The 22,362-nt window shown below is 53.2% G+C and carries 21 protein-coding genes, 1 pseudogene and 1 riboswitch; of the genes and pseudogenes, 10 read left to right on the top strand and 12 right to left on the bottom strand.

The features are described 5' to 3' along the window. Positions 1-27: 27 nt before the first annotated feature. Positions 28-1,581: a CNNM family cation transport protein YoaE gene (gene yoaE, locus HII27_RS09480; protein ID WP_185667661.1), complete on the bottom strand. Its 1,554-nt coding sequence runs from the start codon at positions 1,579-1,581 to the stop codon at positions 28-30. A gap of 459 nt (positions 1,582-2,040) precedes the next feature. Between yoaE and manX the strand changes: the two genes are divergently transcribed. From manX to mntP, 5 genes are all read left to right on the top strand, one after another. After that, positions 2,041-3,009 carry a PTS mannose transporter subunit IIAB gene (manX, locus tag HII27_RS09475; protein WP_185667660.1) on the top strand — a complete coding sequence of 323 codons (969 nt, stop codon included), beginning with the start codon at positions 2,041-2,043 and terminating at the stop codon, positions 3,007-3,009. A gap of 61 nt (positions 3,010-3,070) precedes the next feature. Then, positions 3,071-3,871: a PTS mannose transporter subunit IIC gene (manY, locus tag HII27_RS09470; RefSeq protein WP_185667659.1), complete on the top strand. Its 801-nt coding sequence runs from the start codon at positions 3,071-3,073 to the stop codon at positions 3,869-3,871. Positions 3,872-3,883: 12 nt separating this feature from the next. After that, positions 3,884-4,738, top strand: coding sequence for a PTS mannose transporter subunit IID (locus HII27_RS09465; RefSeq protein WP_185667658.1), 855 nt, complete (start codon positions 3,884-3,886; stop codon positions 4,736-4,738). 55 nt (positions 4,739-4,793) lie between these two features. Next, positions 4,794-5,252 carry a DUF986 family protein gene (locus tag HII27_RS09460; RefSeq protein ID WP_185667657.1) on the top strand — a complete coding sequence of 153 codons (459 nt, stop codon included), beginning with the start codon at positions 4,794-4,796 and terminating at the stop codon, positions 5,250-5,252. Between the two features lie 198 nt (positions 5,253-5,450). Next, a riboswitch (yybP-ykoY riboswitch) is annotated at positions 5,451-5,626 on the top strand. Positions 5,627-5,629: 3 nt separating this feature from the next. Further along, complete coding sequence (gene mntP, locus HII27_RS09455; RefSeq protein WP_185667656.1) at positions 5,630-6,199, top strand: manganese efflux pump MntP; 570 nt, start codon at positions 5,630-5,632, stop codon at positions 6,197-6,199. Here mntP and rlmA read toward each other — a convergent pair. The 5 genes and pseudogenes from rlmA to mgrB all read right to left on the bottom strand — a co-directional run bounded on the left by rlmA (position 6,196) and on the right by mgrB (position 8,811). Beyond that, a complete protein-coding gene (gene rlmA / locus HII27_RS09450; protein ID WP_185667655.1) occupies positions 6,196-6,993 on the bottom strand; it encodes a 23S rRNA (guanine(745)-N(1))-methyltransferase in 798 nt (265 codons plus the stop codon). The genes mntP and rlmA overlap by 4 nt on opposite strands. 171 nt (positions 6,994-7,164) lie before the next feature. Further along, positions 7,165-7,374 carry a transcription antiterminator/RNA stability regulator CspE gene (gene cspE / locus HII27_RS09445; RefSeq protein ID WP_001062678.1) on the bottom strand — a complete coding sequence of 70 codons (210 nt, stop codon included), beginning with the start codon at positions 7,372-7,374 and terminating at the stop codon, positions 7,165-7,167. A 12-nt stretch (positions 7,375-7,386) separates the two neighbouring features. After that, positions 7,387-7,531 (bottom strand): annotated as a pseudogene (locus HII27_RS09440) (DUF2627 domain-containing protein). 763 nt (positions 7,532-8,294) lie between these two features. After that, positions 8,295-8,594 (bottom strand): YebO family protein, encoded by a 300-nt coding sequence (locus tag HII27_RS09435; protein WP_185667654.1) that lies wholly within the window; start codon positions 8,592-8,594, stop codon positions 8,295-8,297. A 73-nt stretch (positions 8,595-8,667) separates the two neighbouring features. Then, positions 8,668-8,811, bottom strand: a complete 144-nt coding sequence (mgrB, locus tag HII27_RS09430) for a PhoP/PhoQ regulator MgrB (RefSeq protein WP_185667653.1) — start codon at positions 8,809-8,811, stop codon at positions 8,668-8,670. Between the two features lie 168 nt (positions 8,812-8,979). Here mgrB and HII27_RS09425 point away from each other — a divergent pair, with 168 nt between their 5' ends. Continuing rightward, on the top strand, positions 8,980-9,219 hold the full coding sequence (locus HII27_RS09425; protein WP_185667652.1) for a YobH family protein: 240 nt from the start codon (positions 8,980-8,982) through the stop codon (positions 9,217-9,219). Between the two features lie 55 nt (positions 9,220-9,274). Here HII27_RS09425 and kdgR read toward each other — a convergent pair whose 3' ends face one another. Beyond that, entirely contained in the window at positions 9,275-10,066 is a 792-nt protein-coding gene (kdgR, locus tag HII27_RS09420; protein WP_185667651.1) for a DNA-binding transcriptional regulator KdgR, read from the bottom strand. A gap of 177 nt (positions 10,067-10,243) precedes the next feature. Here kdgR and HII27_RS09415 point away from each other — a divergent pair, with 177 nt between their 5' ends. Further along, complete coding sequence (locus HII27_RS09415) at positions 10,244-11,617, top strand: MFS transporter (RefSeq protein ID WP_185667650.1); 1,374 nt, start codon at positions 10,244-10,246, stop codon at positions 11,615-11,617. A gap of 94 nt (positions 11,618-11,711) precedes the next feature. Here the strand turns inward: HII27_RS09415 and pdxR are convergent, their stop codons facing one another. Further along, positions 11,712-13,181: a MocR-like pyridoxine biosynthesis transcription factor PdxR gene (gene pdxR, locus HII27_RS09410; RefSeq protein ID WP_185667649.1), complete on the bottom strand. Its 1,470-nt coding sequence runs from the start codon at positions 13,179-13,181 to the stop codon at positions 11,712-11,714. A gap of 128 nt (positions 13,182-13,309) precedes the next feature. Here pdxR and HII27_RS09405 point away from each other — a divergent pair, with 128 nt between their 5' ends. Further along, entirely contained in the window at positions 13,310-13,786 is a 477-nt protein-coding gene (locus HII27_RS09405; RefSeq protein WP_185667648.1) for a GNAT family N-acetyltransferase, read from the top strand. A gap of 99 nt (positions 13,787-13,885) precedes the next feature. On the opposite strand, the gene htpX is transcribed toward HII27_RS09405, so the two are convergent. From htpX to HII27_RS09385, 4 genes are all read right to left on the bottom strand, one after another. Then, positions 13,886-14,770, bottom strand: coding sequence for a protease HtpX (gene htpX, locus HII27_RS09400; RefSeq protein WP_035891656.1), 885 nt, complete (start codon positions 14,768-14,770; stop codon positions 13,886-13,888). 195 nt (positions 14,771-14,965) lie between these two features. Next, positions 14,966-17,014, bottom strand: coding sequence for a carboxy terminal-processing peptidase (gene prc, locus HII27_RS09395; protein ID WP_185667647.1), 2,049 nt, complete (start codon positions 17,012-17,014; stop codon positions 14,966-14,968). Positions 17,015-17,033: 19 nt separating this feature from the next. Further along, positions 17,034-17,726: an RNA chaperone ProQ gene (gene proQ / locus HII27_RS09390; protein ID WP_185667646.1), complete on the bottom strand. Its 693-nt coding sequence runs from the start codon at positions 17,724-17,726 to the stop codon at positions 17,034-17,036. 97 nt (positions 17,727-17,823) lie between these two features. Further along, the gene (locus HII27_RS09385) at positions 17,824-18,321 is read right to left on the bottom strand and encodes a GAF domain-containing protein (protein ID WP_185667645.1); all 498 of its coding nucleotides are present in this window, start codon (positions 18,319-18,321) and stop codon (positions 17,824-17,826) included. Positions 18,322-18,464: 143 nt separating this feature from the next. Here HII27_RS09385 and yebS point away from each other — a divergent pair, with 143 nt between their 5' ends. After that, on the top strand, positions 18,465-19,748 hold the full coding sequence (gene yebS, locus HII27_RS09380) for a membrane integrity lipid transport subunit YebS (protein WP_185667644.1): 1,284 nt from the start codon (positions 18,465-18,467) through the stop codon (positions 19,746-19,748). After that, positions 19,717-22,350 carry a PqiB family protein gene (locus tag HII27_RS09375; RefSeq protein WP_185667643.1) on the top strand — a complete coding sequence of 878 codons (2,634 nt, stop codon included), beginning with the start codon at positions 19,717-19,719 and terminating at the stop codon, positions 22,348-22,350. Before yebS ends, HII27_RS09375 begins: the two co-directional genes overlap by 32 nt. Positions 22,351-22,362: the final 12 nt, after the last annotated feature.

The raw sequence follows: 22,362 nt of genomic DNA, 5'->3' as shown, positions 1-22,362 counted from the left end.
GCGCGCCTCGTCCGGGCTACCGCGTGATTATTCGTCTTCGTCGTGAGCTGAAGCCAGCTTCACCACGCGAATCTGATCGACGCGATAGTTATTGGCCGCGGTAATCGTGATGTGCAGCGACGGCAGTTCAATCACGTCACCGACGTGCGGGATCTGCCCATTAACGGCAATCACCAGACCGGCCACGGTGGCGATGTCATCATCCACCAGGTTATCCAGCCCCAGCGTATGCTGGAACGCATGCAGGTCCGTCGTCCCCTTCACTAACCAACCATCGCCATCGGCAACGATTTCCGGGGTTTCATCGGCATCCGGGAACTCACCGGCAATCGCTTCCAGCACGTCCAGCGGCGTCACCAGCCCCTGCACCACACCAAACTCGTTGGTGACGATAACGAAGCTACCGCGCGCCCTACGCAGCACGCCCAACAGATTGATCGGGTCGAGCGTATCCGGCACGATAATCGCTGGGTTGGCGGAGGCTATCGCCAGCACGTCTTCACCAGCTTCCAGCGCCACCAGCAGCTCTTTGGCACGCACAATACCAACGATTTCATCCAGCTCCCCCCGACACACCGGGAACAGGCTGTGCGGTGACGACAGCAGCTGCTGGCGGATCTCTTCCGTACTCAGGTCCGCATCCACCCAGCTAATTTCCCCGCGCGGGGTCATAATGCTGCGCAGCGAGCGTGAAGCCAGCGTCAGAACACCGTTGATCATATAGCGCTCTTCTTCCACGAACGCCCCTTCCGGCACCGGCATCGTCGACTGATGACCTTCGTCATGCGTGGCGTTCGCCTGCTTGCGGTTGCCCATCAGACGCAGAATGGCATCTGCCGTACGCGCACGCAGCGGCAGCGTCGACTGGTGGCGAATAAAGTTACGACGGGCAATCTGGTTGAACAGTTCGATAATTATCGAGAAGCCAATCGCCGCGTACAGATAGCCTTTCGGAATGTGGAAACCGAAACCTTCTGCGACCAGGCTCAGACCGATCATCAGCAGGAAGCTCAGACACAGCACCACCACCGTTGGGTGCTGGTTGACGAAGTTCGTCAACGGTTTTGAAGCCAGCAGCATCACGCCCATGGCAATCACTACCGCCGCCATCATGACCGGCAGGTGATTCACCATCCCGACCGCCGTGATCACCGCATCCAGCGAGAAGACGGCATCCAGCACGACGATCTGTGCCACCACCACCCAGAAGCTGGAATAACCTTTACCGTGTCCGGAATCGTGCTGGCGGTTTTCCAGCCGTTCGTGCAGCTCGGTCGTCGCTTTAAACAACAGGAATAGACCACCGACCAGCATAATCAGGTCACGCCCGGAGAAGGTTTGCCCCCACACGCTGAACAGCGGCGCGGTCAGCGTTACCATCCACGAGATTACGGAAAGCAGTCCCAGACGCATCACCAGCGCCAGCGACAGGCCGATCAGGCGTGCTTTATCTCGTTGTTTTGGTGGAAGTTTATCGGCAAGAATGGCGATAAATACCAGGTTATCAATACCGAGAACGATTTCCAGAACGACAAGCGTCAATAATCCGGCCCAGATTGACGGGTCCATTAGCAATTCCATAAACCACTCCAACGAGAGACGTGACGAGTCATCGCTATGTCATGTTTAAGCGAGACGATACCAGACGATAGAAAAGCGTGGCGCAAAAGGCCGGGAGATGCGTCGCAAAAGCGAACGAGTGCGAAAAGGCGTCGGTGACGATCCATACTACGGGCTGATGCCCTATACTCCTGTGTGATTAAACGAAGCATTAACATAGCAAAAACAAATGACATTTTGGCAGAGATTTACGAGTCTTTGCAAAATGTAAGGTAATTTTTTGCACCACAAAATAATTGCGACTCTTTAACTAAATTACGGATCTTCATCACATTAATTATTCTTTCACTGTCTAAAATAATTCTCGGTAGTTATTAAATTTTTGGTCTCTAACCCTTGTCTGAATCGATTCGGTTACCGTTTCGACTCAAGAGAATGTATCAGCCCTACTGATACACACGATAATAAAGGAGGTAGCAAGTGACGATTGCTATTGTAATAGGCACACATGGTTGGGCAGCAGAACAACTGCTGAAAACGGCAGAAATGCTGTTGGGCGAGCAGGACAATGTTGGCTGGATCGACTTCGTGCCTGGCGAGAATGCAGACACGTTAATCGAAAAATACAACGCGCAGCTGGCGAAGCTTGATACCAGCAAAGGCGTGTTGTTCCTTGTTGACACCTGGGGCGGCAGCCCATTCAACGCGGCAAGCCGCATTGTTGTCGATAAAGAAAACTATGAAGTGATCGCGGGTGTCAACGTACCGATGCTGGTCGAAACCTTCATGGCGCGTGACGATAACCCAAGCTTTGACGAGCTGGTGGCGCTGGCGGTGGAAACCGGTAGCGAAGGCGTAAAAGCGCTGAAAGCCAAACCCGTCGAAAAAGCGGCGCCGAAAGCTGCACCTGCAGCACCGAAAGCTGCCGCTCCGGCGAAACCAATGGGCCCGAACGACTACATGACTATCGGTCTGGTGCGTATCGATGACCGTCTGATTCACGGTCAGGTTGCGACCCGTTGGACCAAAGAGACTAACGTCACCCGCATCATTGTGGTCAGCGATGAAGTTGCCGCCGATACCGTGCGCAAAACCCTGCTGACTCAGGTTGCTCCTCCTGGCGTAACGGCACACGTTGTCGATGTTGCCAAAATGATCCGCGTCTACAACAACCCGAAATATGCGGGCGATCGTGTGATGCTGCTGTTCACCAACCCAACCGACGTTGAACGTATCGTGGAAGGTGGTGTGAAAGTGACCTCTGTTAACGTTGGCGGTATGGCGTTCCGTCAGGGTAAAACGCAGGTTAACAACGCAGTTTCCGTCGATGAAAAAGATATCGAGGCCTTCAAAAAACTGGATGCCCGCGGTATCGAACTGGAAGTCCGTAAGGTTTCCACCGACCAGAAACTGAAAATGATGGATCTGATTGCCAAAGTGGGTAAATAACCGCTTAGGCAACGTTTTTAGCCTTCACACTTAAGTCTGTATAAGCAATAGGAGAAGTACAATGGAGATTACCACTCTTCAGATTGTGCTGGTGTTCATCGTCGCATGTATTGCGGGTATGGAATCAATACTCGATGAATTTCAGTTCCACCGTCCGCTGGTCGCTTGTACCCTGGTCGGTATCGTACTCGGGGACATGAAAACCGGTATCATCATCGGTGGTACCCTGGAAATGATCGCGCTGGGTTGGATGAACATCGGTGCTGCGGTTGCACCTGATGCCGCACTGGCTTCCATTATTTCCACCATTCTGGTTATTGCCGGCCATCAGGGCATCGGCGCAGGTATCGCCCTGGCTATCCCGCTGGCAGCAGCAGGCCAGGTTCTGACTATTATCGTTCGTACCATTACCGTTGCCTTCCAGCACGCAGCAGATAAAGCAGCGGAAAGCGGTAACCTGACGGCGCTGTCCTGGATTCACGTCTCCTCCCTGTTCCTGCAGGCGATGCGTATTGCTATCCCAGCGGTCATCGTTGCGGTATCCGTCGGTACCAGCGAAGTTCAGGGCATGCTGAACGCGATTCCTGAAGTGGTCACCAGCGGTCTGAACATTGCCGGTGGTATGATCGTGGTAGTAGGTTATGCAATGGTCATCAACATGATGCGTGCAGGCTACCTGATGCCGTTCTTCTACCTCGGCTTCGTGACTGCAGCATTTACAAACTTCAACCTGGTTGCTCTGGGTGTGATTGGCGCAGTTATGGCCATCCTCTACATTCAGCTGAGCCCGAAATATAATCGCGTGGCAGGTGCCCCTGCTCAAGCGGCTGGCTCTAACGATCTTGATAACGAACTGGACTAACAGGTGAGCGAAATGGTTGATATGACTAAAACTACCACCACCGAGAAAAAACTCACTCCGGGTGATATTCGTGGCGTGTTCCTTCGTTCTAACCTGTTCCAGGGTTCATGGAACTTCGAACGTATGCAGGCGCTGGGCTTCTGCTTCTCTATGGTTCCAGCGATTCGTCGCCTGTACCCAGAGAACAACGATGAGCGTAAGCAAGCCATCAAGCGTCACCTGGAATTCTTTAACACCCATCCATACGTAGCGGCACCGGTACTGGGCGTAACGCTGGCAATGGAAGAACAGCGTGCTAATGGCGCAGAGATCGACGATGGTGCTATCAACGGTATCAAAGTAGGTCTGATGGGGCCGCTGGCAGGCGTGGGTGACCCAATCTTCTGGGGTACCGTACGTCCGGTATTCGCCGCACTGGGTGCCGGTATCGCGATGAGCGGCAGCCTGCTTGGGCCACTGCTGTTCTTTATCCTGTTCAACCTGGTCCGTCTGGCAACCCGTTACTACGGCGTCGCTTACGGTTACCGTAAAGGTATCGATATCGTTTCCGATATGGGCGGCGGCTTCCTGCAGAAACTGACTGAGGGGGCGTCAATCCTCGGCCTGTTTGTCATGGGGGCCCTGGTTAACAAGTGGACGCACGTGAACATCCCGTTGGTGGTTTCAACCATCACTGGTCAGGATGGTCAGACTCGTGTCACCACCGTGCAGACCATCCTGGACCAGCTGATGCCGGGCCTGGTACCGCTGCTGCTGACCTTCGCCTGTATGTGGCTGCTGCGTAAGAAAGTTAACGCCCTGTGGATCATCGTTGGCTTCTTCGTCATCGGTATCGTAGGCTACGCAATCGGCCTGCTGGGTCTGTAATATCTGTAGTATGCCGGGGGCTCTTGCCCCCGGTTTTTTTTTATCTGGAGGCTGAATGACATTAACGGATCTGGTACTGGTTCTCTTTATTGTGGCAATGCTGGCATTTGCCATCTACGACCAGTTCATCATGCCCCGCCGTCATGGCACCACCCTGCTATCCGTCCCGCTCTTGCGCCCCGGCCGCGTCGATAGCGTTATCTTCGTCGCGTTGATCGTTATCCTGGTGTACAACAATGTGACCAGCCACGGCGCATTAATTACCACATGGTTATTATGTGCACTGGCGCTGACCGGTTTTTATCTATTCTGGATCCGCAGTCCGAAAATTATCTTTAAATCGGAAGGTTTCTTCTTCGCAAATGCCTGGATTAAATACAGCCGAATTCAAAAAATGAATTTATCGGAAGATGGTGTACTGGTGATGCAATTAGAACAGCGTCGTCTTCTTGTCCGTGTTAAGAATATTGATGACCTGGAGAAGATCTACAAACTTCTCGTTAATTCTCAATGAGTTAAAATATAGCCATCGCTATATCTGTGCTATTTTCAGGCAGTTAAGTTATAGCGTTGGCTATGTTTATTCCGCACATTCCCTTCATATTTGTTAACCTTCTGATTACGCAATAAATCTAAATGAAAATCGTTATCATTAAACGATTAAATAAGCAAGCCTTAGAGTTGTTTTATATTCTAAAAATATGTTAAGGTTGCGCCCGTCGTTGGGGAGTAGCTAATTTCCATCAAATGGAAATGTACGTGTCAACATACTCGTTGAAAAACGTGGTGCGTACGGATTACATCGTAATCAAGCGAGACCATAGACGCATTACTGCTGATTACTGGGGGCAGGAATGTGTCGTATGGAAACTGCCCGGTCTGGACCTTCGCATGAACTTAACCGCCACTATTCTTCTTGCCCTTGGTATGTCAATGGATGCCTTCGCTGCATCAATTGGTAAGGGGGCTACGCTGCACAAACCGAAATTCTCTGAAGCCCTGCGTACTGGCCTGATTTTTGGCGTCATTGAGATGCTTACTCCGCTTATTGGCTGGGGTCTCGGTATGCTGGCAAGCCAGTTCGTCATGGAGTGGAGCCACTGGGTAGCATTCGTCCTGCTGGTGTTCCTCGGCGGACGTATGGTACTGGAAGGGATCCGCGGTACGGATGATGATGAAGAAGCAGAAACACCTCGTCGTCACGGCTTCTGGCTGCTGGTCACCACCGCAATTGCCACCAGCCTGGACGCGATGGCCGTGGGCGTTGGCCTGGCCTTCCTGCAAGTCAATATTCTCGCCACCGCATTTGCCATCGGCTGCGCCACCTTTGTGATGTCAACTCTTGGTATGATGGTCGGTCGCTTTATCGGCCCGCTGCTCGGCAAACGGGCTGAAATTCTGGGTGGGATCGTGCTGATCGCTATCGGCGCGCAAATCCTCTACGCCCACTATATGGGTTAATCCGCATCTCTTTGCCAGGCGTGAATCGCGAAATCCGTCTGGCAAGCAAACTGCACCCGCTGCGCTAACGTCTCCCACACTTCCGGCTTCGCCCGCCACGCAAACGGCGTCATCTGTAATAACGTCACCGCTTCCTGACCGGTCAACTGCATCGGATAGGCTAACGCGTCGTGACTTTGCAGGCTAAACCCGTCCAGCACTTCAGAATGTGGCGCATGCAGCTGCACTTCGTTATAGATAAGCCCTTTCAGCTCAACCAGATGACGCGGCCCCGGCGTAACGGTTATTACCCAACCGCCCGGTTTCACCACGCGTTTCAACTCTTGCGGATTACACGGCGCGTAGATCCGCACGACGGCGTCCATGCTGGCATCAGCAAACGGCAAACGCTGGCTGGAGGCAACGCAGAAATCCACCTGCGGATAGCGCTTTGCGCCGTAGCGAATGGCGGTTTTCGACACGTCCAGTCCCCATGTTGCCTGCGCCTCGGCGGCAAAAGCGTGGGTGTAGTACCCTTCCCCACAGCCGATATCTAACAGATGTTCAGGCGTAATGGCATGTAGCTTCACACTCACGGCGTCGCGCAGCGGCTGATAGTGTCCGGCATCGAGAAACGCGCGCCGCGCCTGCATCATCTCTGCGCTATCGCCCGGATCACGAGATCGTTTGTGCTGTACCGGCAGGAGATTGACGTAGCCCTCTTTCGCCCGATCAAACTGGTGACGCTGCGGGCAAAGATAACTATTGCCGCTGCGCGTTAACGGCGCGTGGCAAAGCGGACAACTGTAGGACATAGTAACTCCGGCTCTATTTCAAAGGGCGAAAGTGTACCGCTATTCGAGCGAGGGAGAAAGGCGAAGCGGCGGTTAAAAGCGGCAGGCATAGAAATGATAAAGCCCCGCATTAGCGAGGCTTTATGTCTGATAATGTTACGCTGACGCGCTGCAAGATCAGTGATTGTCGAATCAGATAGCGGTTACGTTAACAGCCGCTGGGCCTTTCTGGCCGTCCTGAATTTCGAACTCAACGTTCTGGCCTTCAGCCAGAGTTTTGAAGCCGTTACCCTGGATTGCAGAGAAATGTACGAATACATCTTTGCTGCCGTCAGCAGGAGTAATGAAGCCAAAACCTTTAGACTCGTTGAACCACTTAACTTGACCTTTAATCTTTGCCATTTGCAAAATTCCTTAGAGTGTTTTCTGCGCCCGCAGGCGTTTTCATAGATAAAACTGAGACATGACTGCATGAGGCACTAATATAAGGTTCGGCAGAGAAGCGGTATTCAACGTCAACGTGTTTACTCAGAACTTCTTTACTGATAATGCCATACATAAACAGAACTGTACCTCGTTTAACCCAAAACGTGTTATCACATACAACGATAATAATGGCAAGCCATTTTTAAAGGTGTCTCGATCGGCCGCACAAATCCCAACAAATCCTTCCACACGGGGTGAATTTTTCCCCAACAAAACGTTTCGTTGAATGAATGTTAGCAGATCTAAAATGTGACCTAGCTTACGGTAACGTAAGACATTTTTAACATAGACCAACATTTTTTCAGCGTCCAGAATATCCTTATCGCCTCAAAAAATTTTTATATCGTTAGATTATTTTCGCTATAACATTTTCGCATGCCGTTCGGCTAACCGGTTATAAGTACTTCACATGAGTGCGGTTATCCAGCACGGTCCTGGCGATTAACATCGTGGACTATATTGCACCAAAATAATGAAACTTTCGTGACATTGCTTCATCACAATGCAATAAAAACGTTTCGCTATTGCTCTCTGGATTATGCTTCGCCAAATGGGCGATTAATTGTCCAGTTCGTACAATGTTAATACGAACAATAATATTAAGGTGTGATAAATAGAACCTAGGAATGATTTATCAATAACAATAACATAACGTTATAGATTATACCGATACGTGAGCGCGAATATCGCCACGCAACGCGCCAGTTGCGCAAAGTGAATATCTCGTCGCGTAACGCATATCAATTAGGCTTTCAGGGAATATGAGCACCAGAAAAGTGCATCGTGCGGTGTCCGGCAGCCCAGAACAGGCTGCCCGGCGTTAGCATACAAAGAGGTTATCGTTCCGCCACCAGACGGATAAAATCTTCTTTGTCTTCTTCTTTAACGTCTTCTGCTTTTGCTTTTGGTGCCTCTTCTTCCTTCGCGTCCGGCTCATTGGCTTCGCATAAACGACGCAGCAGCGCATTCTGGCGCTTTTGCAGGTCGAGCAGCGATTCAAGGAGTTCGATTTGCTCGTTAGCACGGGAACTGGCGCGATTCACAAAGAACCACAACACCAGACCGACTAACAGCAGCAAGAAGGAAAATGCCAGAGATACCAGATTTAATGCCCCAGAACTTACAAGATCACTCATTTTACCACCTCAAAAAGAACGATCCATTCTACCACTCACATTACGGAAGGAAATCGCTGCCGGCAAAAATGTTTTACCAGGGTATATACCTGTTAATGCTGCATATGCCGCTGAAAAACTGAACATCCTGATCGCACATTACGTTGATCATCTGGGTCCAGAGCAGCAGGCAGGCGGCAATCACGAGTATCAGTAATACCCACCGAAACTTTTTCACTCAACTCTCCGCATGAATTCTTATTCAGATGTAGCGAGGTTAGCATGCTAACCTTAAACCGCGGCTAACTGTAACGGCATCTCACGCTTTTAGGAATCATAGACTTGTGTCAATCCGTTATTGCAGTAACGTAGTATTCATGAAAGATATAATAGAAGAGGAATTTTTATGCGCCTGTTTATCAGAACTATCGTTTTTCTGGTTATCGTCGCCATCGGGGTGCTTCTGAGCGGGTACGGCGTATTGGCAGGGAGTCAGAAGACGGCTGGCGGTCTGGGCTTGCAATGTAAGTATCTGACCGCACAGGGCTATAGCACCGCATTTTATCTTCACAGCGACAACGGCGTGGTGGGGCGTTCCAGCTGCCCACTGCTGCGTAAGAGCACGAGCGTGGTGGATAACGGTTAAAAATGGATAAAAAAAAGCCCTGTGCAGTCCAGCACCGGGCTTTTTTATCGCTGACTCAGAACGGGTAGTCGTTATAACCCATCTGTTCTGAAATCTTACGCGCTGCGGTATGCAGCATCTCAACATACTCATGCAGGCGTTCTTCAGAGAAGCGCAGCGTTGGGAAGGAGATACTCAAACCGGCGATAACCACGCCAAAGCGGTCAAATACCGGTACACCGATACAGCGCAAACCTTCTTCCTGTTCTTCGTTATCTTCGCCCCAGCCCTGTTTACGGACCTGCTCGAGAACGGTAATCAGCTCATCAGTGTTGGCAATCGTACGCTCGGTGCTGCACTTATACTCAACGCCTTCGAGGATCTGACGAACCTCTGCCGGGTCGCGCCAGGCCAGCAGTACTTTACCGATCGCGGTGCTGTACAGCGGGTTACGACGACCCACACGGGAGTACATACGCAGGTTATACATCGAGTCGATTTTGTGGATGTAAACAATGCTGTCTTCATCCAGCGCACCCAGGTGAATGGTCTCTTTCGTCAGGCGAGAGAGCTCACGCATCTGGATATCCGCACTGCGGATCAAATCAACGTTTTGCAGGGCACGAGCACCCAGCTCAAACAGCTTCAGCGTGAGTGAATACTTTTCGGATTCCCCTTCCTGGGCAACGTATCCCAATGACTTCATGGTTTGCAAAAAGCGATAAACGGTGCTTTTCGACATCATGACGCGTTGCGACAGTTCAGTAATACCAATTTCGCGTTCTTCGCCAAGTGCCTGCAGGATACCAAAAACCTTGAGTACCGAAGAGACAGAATCTGGTTGTTTGTCCAAATCCGTTGCTGACATTTATCACCTCATCGCAACTGTTTTATAAAAATTAGAACCGGTTTTTATTATAATTTCGCAAAGCGTCTGTAGCAATGAAACTTCTGTGACCTGGTTACAAATCTGCGACATTAGGTCGAATAATCAATGCTAGAATCATTCTCTGGTTAATAATTCACACAAAAACAAGTTTCTAACATGACTCGAAACCTGATCGATGGTCTGCCGACCCCCCAACGCTATGGCGCCATTCTGACTATTGTTATCGGCATTACGATGGCCGTTCTCGACGGTGCCATTGCCAACGTTGCGCTGCCCACCATCGCTACCGACCTGAACGCCTCCCCGGCGTCTTCCATCTGGATAGTCAATGCCTACCAGATTGCCATTGTTATCTCCCTGCTCTCCCTCTCCTTCCTTGGCGACATGATTGGCTACCACCGCATTTATAAAGCGGGCCTGGTGGTCTTCACCCTCGCCTCATTGTTCTGCGCCTTCTCTAACTCGCTCGAGATGCTGACGCTGGCGCGTATTCTGCAAGGGTTTGGGGGCGCAGCGCTGATGAGCGTCAACACGGCGCTGATCCGTCTGATTTACCCACAGCGTCAACTGGGACGCGGGATGGGTATCAACTCCTTTGTGGTGGCAGTGTCGTCAGCTGCCGGGCCAACGATCGCCGCGGCCATTTTGTCACTGGCTTCCTGGCAGTGGCTGTTCTTTATTAACGTGCCGCTGGGGATTATTGCCTGGCTGCTGGCCGTGCGCTTCCTGCCGTCGAACGGCACCCGCAGCCAGTCACAGCGTTTCGACCTGCCAAGCGCGGTGATGAACGCCCTGACCTTCGGTCTGCTTATCACCGCACTGAGCAGTTTCGCTCAGGGGCAGTCTACCGAAGTGGTGCTGCTGGAAATCGTTGGGCTGCTGGTGATTGGTTTCTTCTTCGTGCGTCGCCAATTGCAGTTACCGGTGCCGCTGCTACCGGTCGATCTGCTGCGTATTCCGCTGTTCTCACTCTCTATCTGCACATCTATTTGCTCTTTCTGCGCGCAGATGCTGGCAATGGTATCGCTGCCGTTCTTCCTGCAGTCAGTGGTCGGCCGTACCGAAGTAGAGACCGGCTTACTGCTGACGCCGTGGCCGCTGGCGACCATGGTAATGGCCCCATTGGCAGGGTATCTTATCGAACGCGTTCACGCGGGCCTGCTGGGCGCGCTGGGCATGGCGATTATGGCCTGCGGCCTGTTTGGGCTAGCGCTGCTGCCATCGTCACCGAGCGATATCGATATTATCTGGCGTATGCTGCTGTGCGGCGCAGGCTTCGGGCTGTTCCAGTCACCAAACAACCACACCATTATTGCCTCTGCGCCGCGTAATCGCAGCGGCGGTGCCAGCGGGATGCTCGGTACGGCACGCCTGCTGGGGCAAAGTACCGGTGCTGCTCTGGTCGCGCTGATGTTTAATGCCTTCGGCAATGGCGGTACCCATGTGTCGCTGCTGCTAGCCGGTACGCTGGCGGTTGTCGCTACGCTGTTCAGCGGGCTGCGCGTCACCCAGCCACGCGCGCAAAGCTAAAAGCCGGTATTGTCATATCGCCATCGCCCGGTGTTAAGAATCGAATCTTGTCCGGGCGATTTTGACGTAAGAGTCCCCTAACTTTTAAGCGCGTTCAAATCGCGCTGGCCAATCGACGAATGCCCTCTTGCAAGACCTTCGGGGAATGATTGGCAAAGCCAAGCAAAATACCTTCTCGGGCCATTGGACGCTGGCAATAGCGTTCAAAGGATTGAATCCCCATACCCAGCTGGCTGGCTTTCATTTCCACCTCCTTCCCCGTGAGTCCGTCGGCCAACCAACACACCATATGGATCCCTGAGTCGGACGGATGTACCACCATTTTGCCCGGCAAATAAGCGGCTATCGCCGCTGCTAATGCGCTCTTACGCTCATAGCACGCTTTACGCACCCGGCGAACATGGCTGGCGTAATGGCCTTCGGCAATAAAACGCGCCAGCACGGCCTGCTCCAGATAGCCGGTACAGAGATCGGAGAAATACTTGGTCATCATAAACTGCTCACGTAGATCCGGCGGTACGACCAAAAAGCCCAGCCGAAATTCCGGATACATCATTTTGGAAAACGTTCCGGAATAAATAACCCGATGATATTTATCCAGCCCCTGCAACGCCTGCAATGAGCGAGCGGCATAGCGAAACTCACTGTTATAGTCATCTTCAAAGATCCACGCCTGCCGGGATTCCGCCCACTCCAGCAGCGCTAACCGTCGGGAAAGGCTGAGCGTCCCGCTCAATGGAAACTGGTGTGACGGCGCGGTGTAGACCAGTTTTGCATTGGGGAAGTGCTGTATCCCATCATGAATATCCATCCCCCGGTCGTCGACCCTGACCGGCCTGACAATCGCTCCTGTAGAGGTGAAGGCGCCTCGGGCGCCATCATAACCGGGATCGTCTACCCACACTTCGCTACCTTTAGGCAGCAACGCCCGGGCGGTGACATTCAGCGCCTGCTGGATGCCATTGACGATGATTATCTGGCTCTCATCGCAGTTAACGCCGCGAGTGGTCTGGATATAATGATTAATCGCGCGGCGCAGAGGTTGATAACCACAGGCGTTCGTATGCAAACCAAGCTCGTGCCGGGATTGTCGCCAGACCCGTCCCAACAGCCTCCCCCATAAATCATGAGGGAAAAGGTCGGTACAGCCTACGCCCACGGCAAATAAGCGATTCATCCCATCACTTTTCTGCCCTTCAGACCAGAGGGGGCGCAGCGCCGCAATATCAGGATTGAGCGATCCGACTGCCGATACGGGTGGCGTTGATTCCTGCACCGGATAATGCCCATCAATGGTTTTGTCCGGAATGCTTTCAGTTACAAACGTTCCCGCGCCTTTACGCGCAATCAGATAGCCCTCATCCAGCAAACGTTCAAAGCCTGCAATAACTGAGTTGCGCGAAATCGCCATCATTTCAGCTAGCGCTCGGCTTGACGGTATTTTCGACCCCGCCGCCAAACGCCCTTCCAGAATGGCATGGCGGAGCACCTCGTAGACCTGATCTTTAATAATGCCGCCAGGTAACAGTATGTCCTGGAACAAAGGGGCGACGGGCTTTGTCATCTCAATACACCGCAAAAAAGTGGATCCTATAAAGATACATAAAGTGGAACTTCATAGGAACCATAACCTCTTCTAACATAGCGTTACCGCATCAAGGTGCGGCTTTTTTTGAAAAATAAGGAAGATTAATGAACGATAAAAAGGCAGGTAGTCATTTGGCAAAGGTCATCATCAGGCCAGCAACGGAGCGCGACTATGCGCAGTGGCTGCCGTTGTGGAAACAGTATCAAACGTTTTATCGCGTCGATATCCCTGACGCGGTGACTCAACAGACATGGCGTCGTTTTTTAGATTCTGGCGAACCGATGCTTTGTGCCATCGCCGAATGTGACGGCAAAGCTGTGGGCCTTGTACATTACCTGTTCCACCGCTCAACCTGGGCCACAGAAGATTACTGCTATCTTGAGGATTTGTTCGTGAACCCGGATGTCCGTGGTCAGCAGATTGGCAGACAGCTGATTGAATACGTGCAGCAACAGGCACGCGAGCAACGAGCCTCCCGTCTGTACTGGCACACACATGAGACTAACCTACGCGGGCAACGTCTTTATGACTGGGTAGCGAAAAAAAGCGGCATGATTGAATATCAAATGTCGGTGAATTAACACGGCTTGCGGTGCATCAACACGATGAGAAGAAGGGACTAAATCACGGCATCCCTGATGCATTCAAGGATGCCGTTTAGCGTTATTGACGTAAACCTGTTACTTCATATATTCGCCGCTGCGCAGCGCTTCAATGCGCTTATCCAGCGGTGGGTGCGTCATGAACATTTCGCTCAGCGATTTGGATTTACCGTTGATGCAGAATGCCATCATGCTGCTGGCTTCCTGTGGCTCATAGCTGGTTTTCAGACGCTGCAGCGCGGCAATCATCTTCTCACGACCAACCAGCTTTGCGGAGCCCGCATCAGCGTGGAATTCACGGTAGCGCGAGAACCACATGGTGATAATGCTCGCCAGAATACCAAACACCAACTCCAGCACCGTGGCTACCGCGAAGTAAATCAGCGGGTTGCCGTTGCTGCTCTCTTCGCCATCATCACGGTTGCCGCCGAGGAAACCGGCCGCAATCTGCGCGATAACGCGAGAGATAAAGATAACGAAGGTGTTCACGATGCCCTGGATCAGAGTCATGGTGACCATATCGCCGTTTGCGATGTGGCTGATTTCATGGGCGATAACGGCTTCCGCTTCGTCACGGCTCATGTTCTGCAGCAGACCGGTGCTCACGGCTACCAGCGACGCATCACGACGCGCACCGGTAGCAAAGGCGTTCATATCCGGCGCGTGGTACAGCGCAACCTGCGGCATAGCAATACCCACCTGCTGCGCCTGACGCGCAACGGTGTCTACCAGCCAGCGTTCCTGTTCGGTACGCGGTTGCTCAATCACTTCACCACCAACTGATTTCAGTGCCATCCATTTCGACATCATCAATGACACAATGGAACCGCCGAAACCAAATAGCAGCGCCATAATCAGCAGACCGGTCATGCTGCTCGACTGAATTCCTGTCAGGCTTAGCACCAGCCCAAACACAACCATTACCGCCAGGTTGGTCATCAGGAAGAGCGCGATTCGCATCATAATTTACTTTTAACCTCTTTTTAACAAAACGCACTATGCGATTACCCATATCGTAGGGGCAATACGCGAATTTTCAACGATTACGTTAGGCTAAGTCACGAGAAAGACACAACTTTACATTTTGTAGCATCGTGATTTACGAGAAGATACGAGAGATAAAAAAAACAGGCACAATTGCTTGTGCCTGTTGGGGGATTACTTGGTTGCTGCCGGCTGTTCTGCCGGCGCGGCCTTCTCAAGCCTTGCCAGATCGATGGCGATGTCCACCGTCTCGTCAAGGTATGGATCCGGCTCTTTGTAGTCCTTCGGCAGATCTTCCAGTTTCTTCAGCGGCGGCTTGCCTTCACGCTTGTAGCGATCGTTAATCCGCGCCAGACGCGTTGCATCGTCCTCTTCGTTCTCTTTCTCACGCTGAGCGTAGTTCAGAGAGACAATACTGCGCTTCTCCTTCAATTCATTGAAGTGGGCAATATCTTTGGCGATGTACTGGAACTCTGGATCTTTCGCAATGCGATCGCTGTGCAGCTTCAGCAGCTCCGGCTCGAACGTTTTCATGTCGCCAGACTTCACATAGGTGGCAGCATTAATGCTGTCCCACGGCAGTGCGTTGTCTTCAAACTTCTCACCGGTTTCGGTCTCTTCCGTGCCGGTTGGCATCATGATGTCCGGGGTTACCCCTTTACGCTGGGTACTGCCGCCGTTGATACGGTAGAACTTCTGAATGGTGTACTGGACAGAGCCCAGCGCAGGCCATTCAGGGCGCAGCATCTGATCGTAGATGCGGTTCAGCGAACGGTACTGCTGGACGGTGCCTTTACCGAAGGTCGGTTCACCGACGATCAGCGCACGGCCGTAGTCCTGCATCGCGGCGGCAAAGATTTCCGACGCCGAGGCGCTGAAACGGTCTACCAGCACCACCAGCGGGCCTTTGTAATAGACAACGCCATCGGTATCACTATCTTCGCGCACCTTGCCGTTGTTATCACGCACCTGCACGACCGGGCCGGACGGAATGAACAGACCGGAGAGCGAAACCGCCTCGGTCAGCGCGCCGCCGCCGTTGCTACGCAGATCGATAATCACGCTGCTGACGTTCTGTTTTTCCAGCTTTTGCAGCTGGACCTTCACATCTTCGGTGAGACCAACGTAGAAACCCGGGATATCCAGCACACCGACTTTATCTTTACCGGTGCCTTTAATCGACATTTTCACGGCGCGGTCTTCAAGACGAATACGCTCGCGAGTCAGGGTGACGATACGGGTTTTAGAGCCTTTGCCTGCCGGAAGCACTTCCAGACGAACTTTGCTGCCCTTCGGCCCTTTGATCAGCGCCACAACGTCATCAAGACGCCAGCCAATCACATCCACCATGCCTTTACCGGCCTGGCCCACGCCGACGATACGATCGCCCACGCTAATCGCCTTGCTTTTCGCTGCTGGGCCACCTGCCACCATGGAGTTAATCACGGTGTAGTCGTCGTCCATCTGCAGCACCGCGCCAATACCTTCCAGAGACAGACTCATTTCGGTATTAAACTGCTCGGTGTTACGCGGAGAGAGGTAGTTAGTGTGCGGGTCGATTTCACGGGCGAATGAGGTCATTGCCAGCGAGAACACATCTTCGCTGTTGGTCTGCGCCAGGCGACGAATCGCAAATTTGTAGCGACGCGACAGCGTATCGTGAATCTCTTTGTCGTCTTTGCCCGCCAGCTTCAGGCTCAGTTGGTCAAATTTGACCTTACCGTCCCAAAGCGCATTGAGCTCGGCTTCATCCTTCGGCCACGGTGCTTTGCTGCGATCGAGGTTAAAGGTGTCGGTACCGGTGAAGTTCATCGGACGCTCAAGCACCTTCAGCGCATACTGATAGCGCTCAAAGCGACGCTTTTGCGCCAGATTGTAGAGGTCATAGAAGACATCAAGCTTGCCAGAACGCAGCTCATCGCCAATCTGCCCTTTCTTCGCGGAGAATTGCTCCACGTCGCTGGCCAGCAGTACGTTGTGGCTATAGTCCAGCAGGTTCAGATAGCGGGTGAAGATTTTGGCCGAAAAGGCCTCGTCAAGATCGAACTGGCGGTAGTGGGAACGGGTAAAACGCGATGTCACGCGCTCGCTCACCGTTGCGTGCTGCGTCTCTTCCTTCAGAACCGGAAGCTGATCAACACGGGTAATATCTTCCACCGCTAAGACCTGGCCTGTTATCACTAACAGACCAGCAAGCGCGGAGAGCCTAAAGAATTTGTTCATGCCTGGCCAGGCCTCCGTTTCAGAACACCAGGTGTTCTGCGCGTACAATCATTGACATACCAGAAGTAAGCTGCACACGAACGCCATCTTTGGTGATTTCCAGGATTGTGGCATCCATGGCGTTATTGCCCGCTTTAACTTTCAGGGATTGACCGACCGTCAGCGCCGACAGATCGGATACGGGGGTAAACTTCTCTTCTCGCACTTCGCGAACAGGTTTAGCCGCCGGTTTTGCTGCCGCAGGACGCGGTTTACGCTCTGCGCCTTCTTTACGACGTACTGGAGGACGCGGTTTACGCTCACGACGTGGCGCATCACCTTGTTCGCCCGCAGCAGCAGCCGCTTCGCGTTTCTTCGCCTGCTGTTCAGCGCGCTGAGCCTGAACGCGAGCTTTCGCTTCTTCAAGCTGCTGACGCGCATGCGCCACGTGCTGCTCATCCAGTTCGCCGCAAGGATTGCCGTCGAGATCGACGCGCACTGCACCCGCTTTGATACCGTAGAGGTAGCGCCAGCTGGAAGTATAAAGACGTAATGCGGAGCGCAGTTGCGTTTTGCTGAGGTTCATTTCCCCTTCAACGCGCGCTACGAGATCCTGAAAAATACCGACTTTCAGGGGGCGGGCCTCGCCTTCCGCGCTAAAGCACTGCGGGAAACGTTCGGCCAAAAATGCGATAACTTCTTTACTGCTGTTCAACTTAGGTTGATTTTCCATGAAATTTCCTGATTACAACGGACGTAGCCAACAAGCCGCAGGCATGAACAGGCGACATTATAATGACGCATTTCGTAAATGCTACGTTATCCGTTGATTATCCTTCGACGGGGGCAAAGAATTTTTGATAATCGGTCGCTTCGAGCACTTTTTGCAGGTGGACGACCAGTTCACGTAAGCCCGCCTCATCTTCTTCGCTAAAACGAGAGAAGACGGTGCTATCGATATCCAGCACGCCAATAACCTGACCGTTCACCTCAAGAGGCAGTACGATTTCGGCGTTGCTGGCAGCATCACAGGCGATATGACCATCAAAGGCATGGACATCTTCAATGCGCTGAACGCGATTTTCCGCCACGGCAGTACCGCAAACACCGCGACCTACCGGAATACGTACGCAGGCAATTTTGCCCTGGAACGGCCCGAGAACCAGCGTATTGCCTTCCAGCAGATAAAATCCTGCCCAGTTCACATCAGAAAGACGCTCGTACAGCAGCGCGCTGGTATTGGAGATTACGGCTAAAAAACTCGTTTCACCTGCCATCAATGCCTGAAAATCGCGGTTAAGATCCGCGTAAAATTCTGTTTTGCTCATTATCTAATCACTATTGTTTACGGTGTTACTGATGCGTTATCCAGCTTACAGCCTTATAAAATACGCATTAAGTGCGTTCGGGCTCAAGATGAATCGATACTTAGGTTAAGATAGAGTTATACATTCATTTCTCAATGTAATAAATGGCACTGACAACATCACGTATAACGCCGTCGAAAAAAATACATATTCACAAGATTAATGCATCGTTGCCGTGGGCACATTACCAACGTTGCCCCCAGTGCGATATGCTTTTTCGGTTACCGGTCGTAAAATCATCACAAAGTGCCTACTGTCCACGCTGTAACGCCAAGGTGCGCGACGGGCGCGACTGGTCGTTGACTCGCCTCGGCGCGATGGCCATCACCATGCTGCTACTCATGCCCTTCGCATGGAGCGAACCGCTGCTACGCCTGCATCTGTTGGGTGTCCGTATCGATGCCAACCTGCTGTCCGGGATCTGGCAGATGACCGATCAGGGCCACCCCATCACGGCGGCGATGGTCTTTTTCTGCACCGTCGGCGCGCCTTCGGTGCTGGTCGTCTCCATTGCCTATCTGTGGCTCGGTAATATTCTGGGTATGAATCTGCGCCCTGTCCTGCTGATGCTCGATAAGCTTAAAGAGTGGGTGATGCTGGATATCTACCTGGTTGGGATCGCCGTTGCCTCGATCAAGGTGCAGGACTACGCCTTCCTGCAGCCGGGAATCGGCCTGCTGGCATTTATCTCTCTGGTGGTACTCAGCATCCTGACCCTGATTCATCTGAACGTTGAACAGCTGTGGGAACGCTTTTATCCTCAACGCCCCGCTACGCGTCCGGACGGCAGCCTGCGCGTCTGCCTTGAGTGCCACTACACCGGTTTTGCCGATACGCGCGGGCGCTGCCGCCGCTGCCATACGCCGCTGCGCTACCGTCGGCGGCAGAGCCTGCAAAAAAGCTGGGCGGCGCTGGTCAGTTCGATCGTCTTTCTCATTCCCGCTAACCTGCTGCCAATCTCCGTTATCTATGTTAACGGCGGGCGGCAGACGGACACCATTCTTTCTGGGATCATCTCGCTTGCCAACAGCAACGTGGCGGTGGCGGCGGTGGTGTTTATCGCCAGTATTCTGGTGCCGTTTACCAAAATTATCGTGATGCTGACGCTACTGACCAGCATTCACTTTAAATGCGAACAGGGGCTGCGTACGCGCATACTGCTGCTGCGCTTTGTCACCTGGATTGGCCGCTGGTCAATGCTCGATCTGTTTGTGATTTCGTTAACCATGTCGCTCATCAATCGTGATCAGCTTCTCGCCTTCACGATGGGCCCCGCTGCGTTTTATTTCGGCGCTGCGGTAATATTAACTATTCTTGCTGTTGAATGGCTGGACAGCCGCATACTTTGGGACGCACATGAGTCAGGAAACGCCCGCTTCACAGACTGAGGCGCGAATTAAAACCAAACGCCGTATCTCCCCGTTCTGGCTGCTGCCGGTCATCGCGCTGATGATTGCCGGCTGGCTTATCTGGAACAGCTATGAGGATCGCGGTACCACCATCACCATCGACTTCATGTCGGCGGACGGTATTGTGCCGGGCCGAACCCCAGTGCGCTTCCAGGGCGTCGAGGTCGGCACGGTTCAGGATATCCGCCTTGCCCAGGACCGCAGTAAGATCGAAGTACGCGCCAGCATTAAAGCCGATATGGAAGATGCGCTGCGCGACGAAACCCAGTTCTGGCTGGTGACCCCGAAGGCGTCCCTTGCCGGGGTCTCCGGTCTTGATGCGCTGGTTGGCGGTAACTATATCGGCATGATGCCGGGTAAAGGCGAAGCGCGCGATCACTTCACCGCGCTGGATACGCAGCCCAAATATCGGCTGAACAACGGTGAGCTGATGATCCATCTGCACGCCCCGGATTTAGGCTCGCTCAACAGCGGTTCGCTGGTCTACTTTCGCAAAATTCCGGTCGGCCGCGTCTATGACTACGCCATTAACCCAAACAATCAGGGCGTCACCATTGATGTGTTGATCGAGCGTCGATTTACCAATCTGGTGAAAAAAGGCAGCCGGTTCTGGAACGTCTCGGGCATTAAGGCGGATGTAGGACTCAGCGGCGCGAAGGTACAACTCGAGAGCCTCGCTGCGCTGGTCAACGGCGCGATCGCCTTTGACTCCCCGCCCGATTCGCAGGCCGCTGCGCAGAACGATGAATATGGCCTCTATGAGGATCTTGCTCACAGCCAGCGTGGCGTGTTGGTGCAGCTTCAACTGCCAAGCGGCGATGGTCTGAAGGCCGGTTCGACGCCGATGCTTTATCAGGGACTGGAAGTGGGCCAGTTGACCAAACTGACGCTCAACCCGGACAACTCCGTTACCGGTGAAATGACCGTTGACCCAAGCGTGGTCTCACTGCTGCGGGAAAAAACGCGCATTGAACTGCATCAGCCGAAGCTGTCGCTGGATAACACCAACCTGAGCTCGCTGCTCACCGGCAGCACCTTTGAGCTGGTACCGGGCGACGGCGAGCCGAAAGATCGCTTTACCGTGCTGGCAGCAGACAAAACGCTGCTGCAACAGCCGGGCGTGATGACGCTAACGTTGACCGCACCGGAAAGCTACGGCATTGATGCCGGGCAGCCCATCATGCTGCATGGGGTGAAAATTGGCCAGGTCATGGAACGCGCGTTGACGGCAAAAGGCATTAGCTTTGCTATCGCCATTGACCCGCAGTATCGCGACCTGATCCACGGCGACAGCAAGTTTGTGGTCAACAGCAAAATGGATGTCAAGGTGGGCATCGATGGCGTTGAGTTCTTAGGCGCTAGCGCCAACGAATGGCTCAGCGGCGGGATTCGTATCCTGCCGGGTGAAAAAGGGCCGATGAAGTCGAGCTATCCGCTGTTCTCTAACCTCGAGAAAGCGCAGGAGAACAACCTCAGCGACTACCCAACCACCACCCTGATGCTGACAGCGGAGACGCTGCCGGATATTCAGACCGGCTCTATCGTACTGTATCGTAAATTTGAAGTCGGTGAGGTCACCTCGGTGCAGCCCCGCGCCAACGCGTTCGATATTGCGGTCCACATTAAACCGGAATACCGTTCGCTGCTGACCCCAAACAGTGTCTTCTGGGCTGAAGGCGGCGCGAAGGTGCAGCTCAACGGCAGCGGCTTGACGGTGCAGGCATCCCCGCTCTCCCGTGCGTTAAAAGGGGCGATTAGCTTTGACAATCTCGATGCCGCCGGAGCGGGCAGCCGTAAAGGCGATAAACGCCTGCTTTACGCGTCGGAGACCGCCGCACGCGCCATTGGCGGGCAAATCACGCTGCACGCCTTTGATGCCGACAAGCTCTCGACCGGTATGCCAATTCGCTACCTCGGCATTGATATCGGTCAGGTGCAGAACCTTGAGCTGAACGCTTCACGTAACGAAGTCCAGGCCAGCGCCGTGCTTTACCCTGAATATGTTTCAACCTTTGCGCGACGCGGCACCCGTTTCTCGGTGATCACCCCGCAAATCTCGGCGGCGGGCGTGGAGCATCTGGATACCCTGCTGCAGCCGTACGTTAACGTCGAACCGGGCCACGGCGAAATGCGCCGTGATTTTGAGCTACAGGAAGCGACGATTTCCGATTCCCGCTACCTCAACGGCCTGAACATCGTGGTGGAAGCACCGGAAGCCGGTTCGCTAAGCATCGGGACGCCAATATTGTTCCGTGGGCTTGAGGTGGGCACCGTCACCGGCCTACGTCTGGGCAGCCTTTCCGACCGCGTGATGATTGAGATGCGTATCGGCCAGCGCTACCAGCACCTGGTGCGTAACAACTCGGTGTTCTGGCTGGCCTCCGGCTATAGCCTCGATTTTGGCCTGGTGGGCGGCGTGGTGAAAACCGGCACCTTCAACCAGTTCATTCGTGGCGGTATCGCCTTTGCGACCCCGCCGGGCATCCCGCTGGCGCCGAAAGCGCAGGAAGGGAAACACTTCCTGCTGCTGGAGTCTGAACCGAAAGAGTGGCGCGAATGGGGCACCGCCCTGCCGCGTTAAAACCCTCTGCGC

The sequence above is a fragment of the Kluyvera sichuanensis genome (assembly GCF_014218705.1).
Lineage (GTDB): Bacteria > Pseudomonadota > Gammaproteobacteria > Enterobacterales > Enterobacteriaceae > Kluyvera > Kluyvera sichuanensis.
This window is presented reverse-complemented; position numbering and strand designations above follow the sequence as displayed.

What these genes read in the sequence shown, in the direction of transcription:
- yoaE (WP_185667661.1), bottom strand. Translation starts at nt 1,581, where the DNA reads ATGGAATTGCTAATGGACCCGTCAATCTGGGCCGGATTATTGACGCTT.
- manY (WP_185667659.1), top strand. Translation starts at nt 3,071, where the DNA reads ATGGAGATTACCACTCTTCAGATTGTGCTGGTGTTCATCGTCGCATGT.
- HII27_RS09465 (WP_185667658.1), top strand. Translation starts at nt 3,884, where the DNA reads ATGGTTGATATGACTAAAACTACCACCACCGAGAAAAAACTCACTCCG.
- HII27_RS09460 (WP_185667657.1), top strand. Translation starts at nt 4,794, where the DNA reads ATGACATTAACGGATCTGGTACTGGTTCTCTTTATTGTGGCAATGCTG.
- mntP (WP_185667656.1), top strand. Translation starts at nt 5,630, where the DNA reads ATGAACTTAACCGCCACTATTCTTCTTGCCCTTGGTATGTCAATGGAT.
- rlmA (WP_185667655.1), bottom strand. Translation starts at nt 6,993, where the DNA reads ATGTCCTACAGTTGTCCGCTTTGCCACGCGCCGTTAACGCGCAGCGGC.
- cspE (WP_001062678.1), bottom strand. Translation starts at nt 7,374, where the DNA reads ATGGCAAAGATTAAAGGTCAAGTTAAGTGGTTCAACGAGTCTAAAGGT.
- HII27_RS09435 (WP_185667654.1), bottom strand. Translation starts at nt 8,594, where the DNA reads ATGAGTGATCTTGTAAGTTCTGGGGCATTAAATCTGGTATCTCTGGCA.
- HII27_RS09425 (WP_185667652.1), top strand. Translation starts at nt 8,980, where the DNA reads ATGCGCCTGTTTATCAGAACTATCGTTTTTCTGGTTATCGTCGCCATC.
- kdgR (WP_185667651.1), bottom strand. Translation starts at nt 10,066, where the DNA reads ATGTCAGCAACGGATTTGGACAAACAACCAGATTCTGTCTCTTCGGTA.
- HII27_RS09415 (WP_185667650.1), top strand. Translation starts at nt 10,244, where the DNA reads ATGACTCGAAACCTGATCGATGGTCTGCCGACCCCCCAACGCTATGGC.
- pdxR (WP_185667649.1), bottom strand. Translation starts at nt 13,181, where the DNA reads ATGACAAAGCCCGTCGCCCCTTTGTTCCAGGACATACTGTTACCTGGC.
- HII27_RS09405 (WP_185667648.1), top strand. Translation starts at nt 13,310, where the DNA reads ATGAACGATAAAAAGGCAGGTAGTCATTTGGCAAAGGTCATCATCAGG.
- htpX (WP_035891656.1), bottom strand. Translation starts at nt 14,770, where the DNA reads ATGATGCGAATCGCGCTCTTCCTGATGACCAACCTGGCGGTAATGGTT.
- prc (WP_185667647.1), bottom strand. Translation starts at nt 17,014, where the DNA reads ATGAACAAATTCTTTAGGCTCTCCGCGCTTGCTGGTCTGTTAGTGATA.
- proQ (WP_185667646.1), bottom strand. Translation starts at nt 17,726, where the DNA reads ATGGAAAATCAACCTAAGTTGAACAGCAGTAAAGAAGTTATCGCATTT.
- HII27_RS09385 (WP_185667645.1), bottom strand. Translation starts at nt 18,321, where the DNA reads ATGAGCAAAACAGAATTTTACGCGGATCTTAACCGCGATTTTCAGGCA.
- yebS (WP_185667644.1), top strand. Translation starts at nt 18,465, where the DNA reads ATGGCACTGACAACATCACGTATAACGCCGTCGAAAAAAATACATATT.
- HII27_RS09375 (WP_185667643.1), top strand. Translation starts at nt 19,717, where the DNA reads ATGAGTCAGGAAACGCCCGCTTCACAGACTGAGGCGCGAATTAAAACC.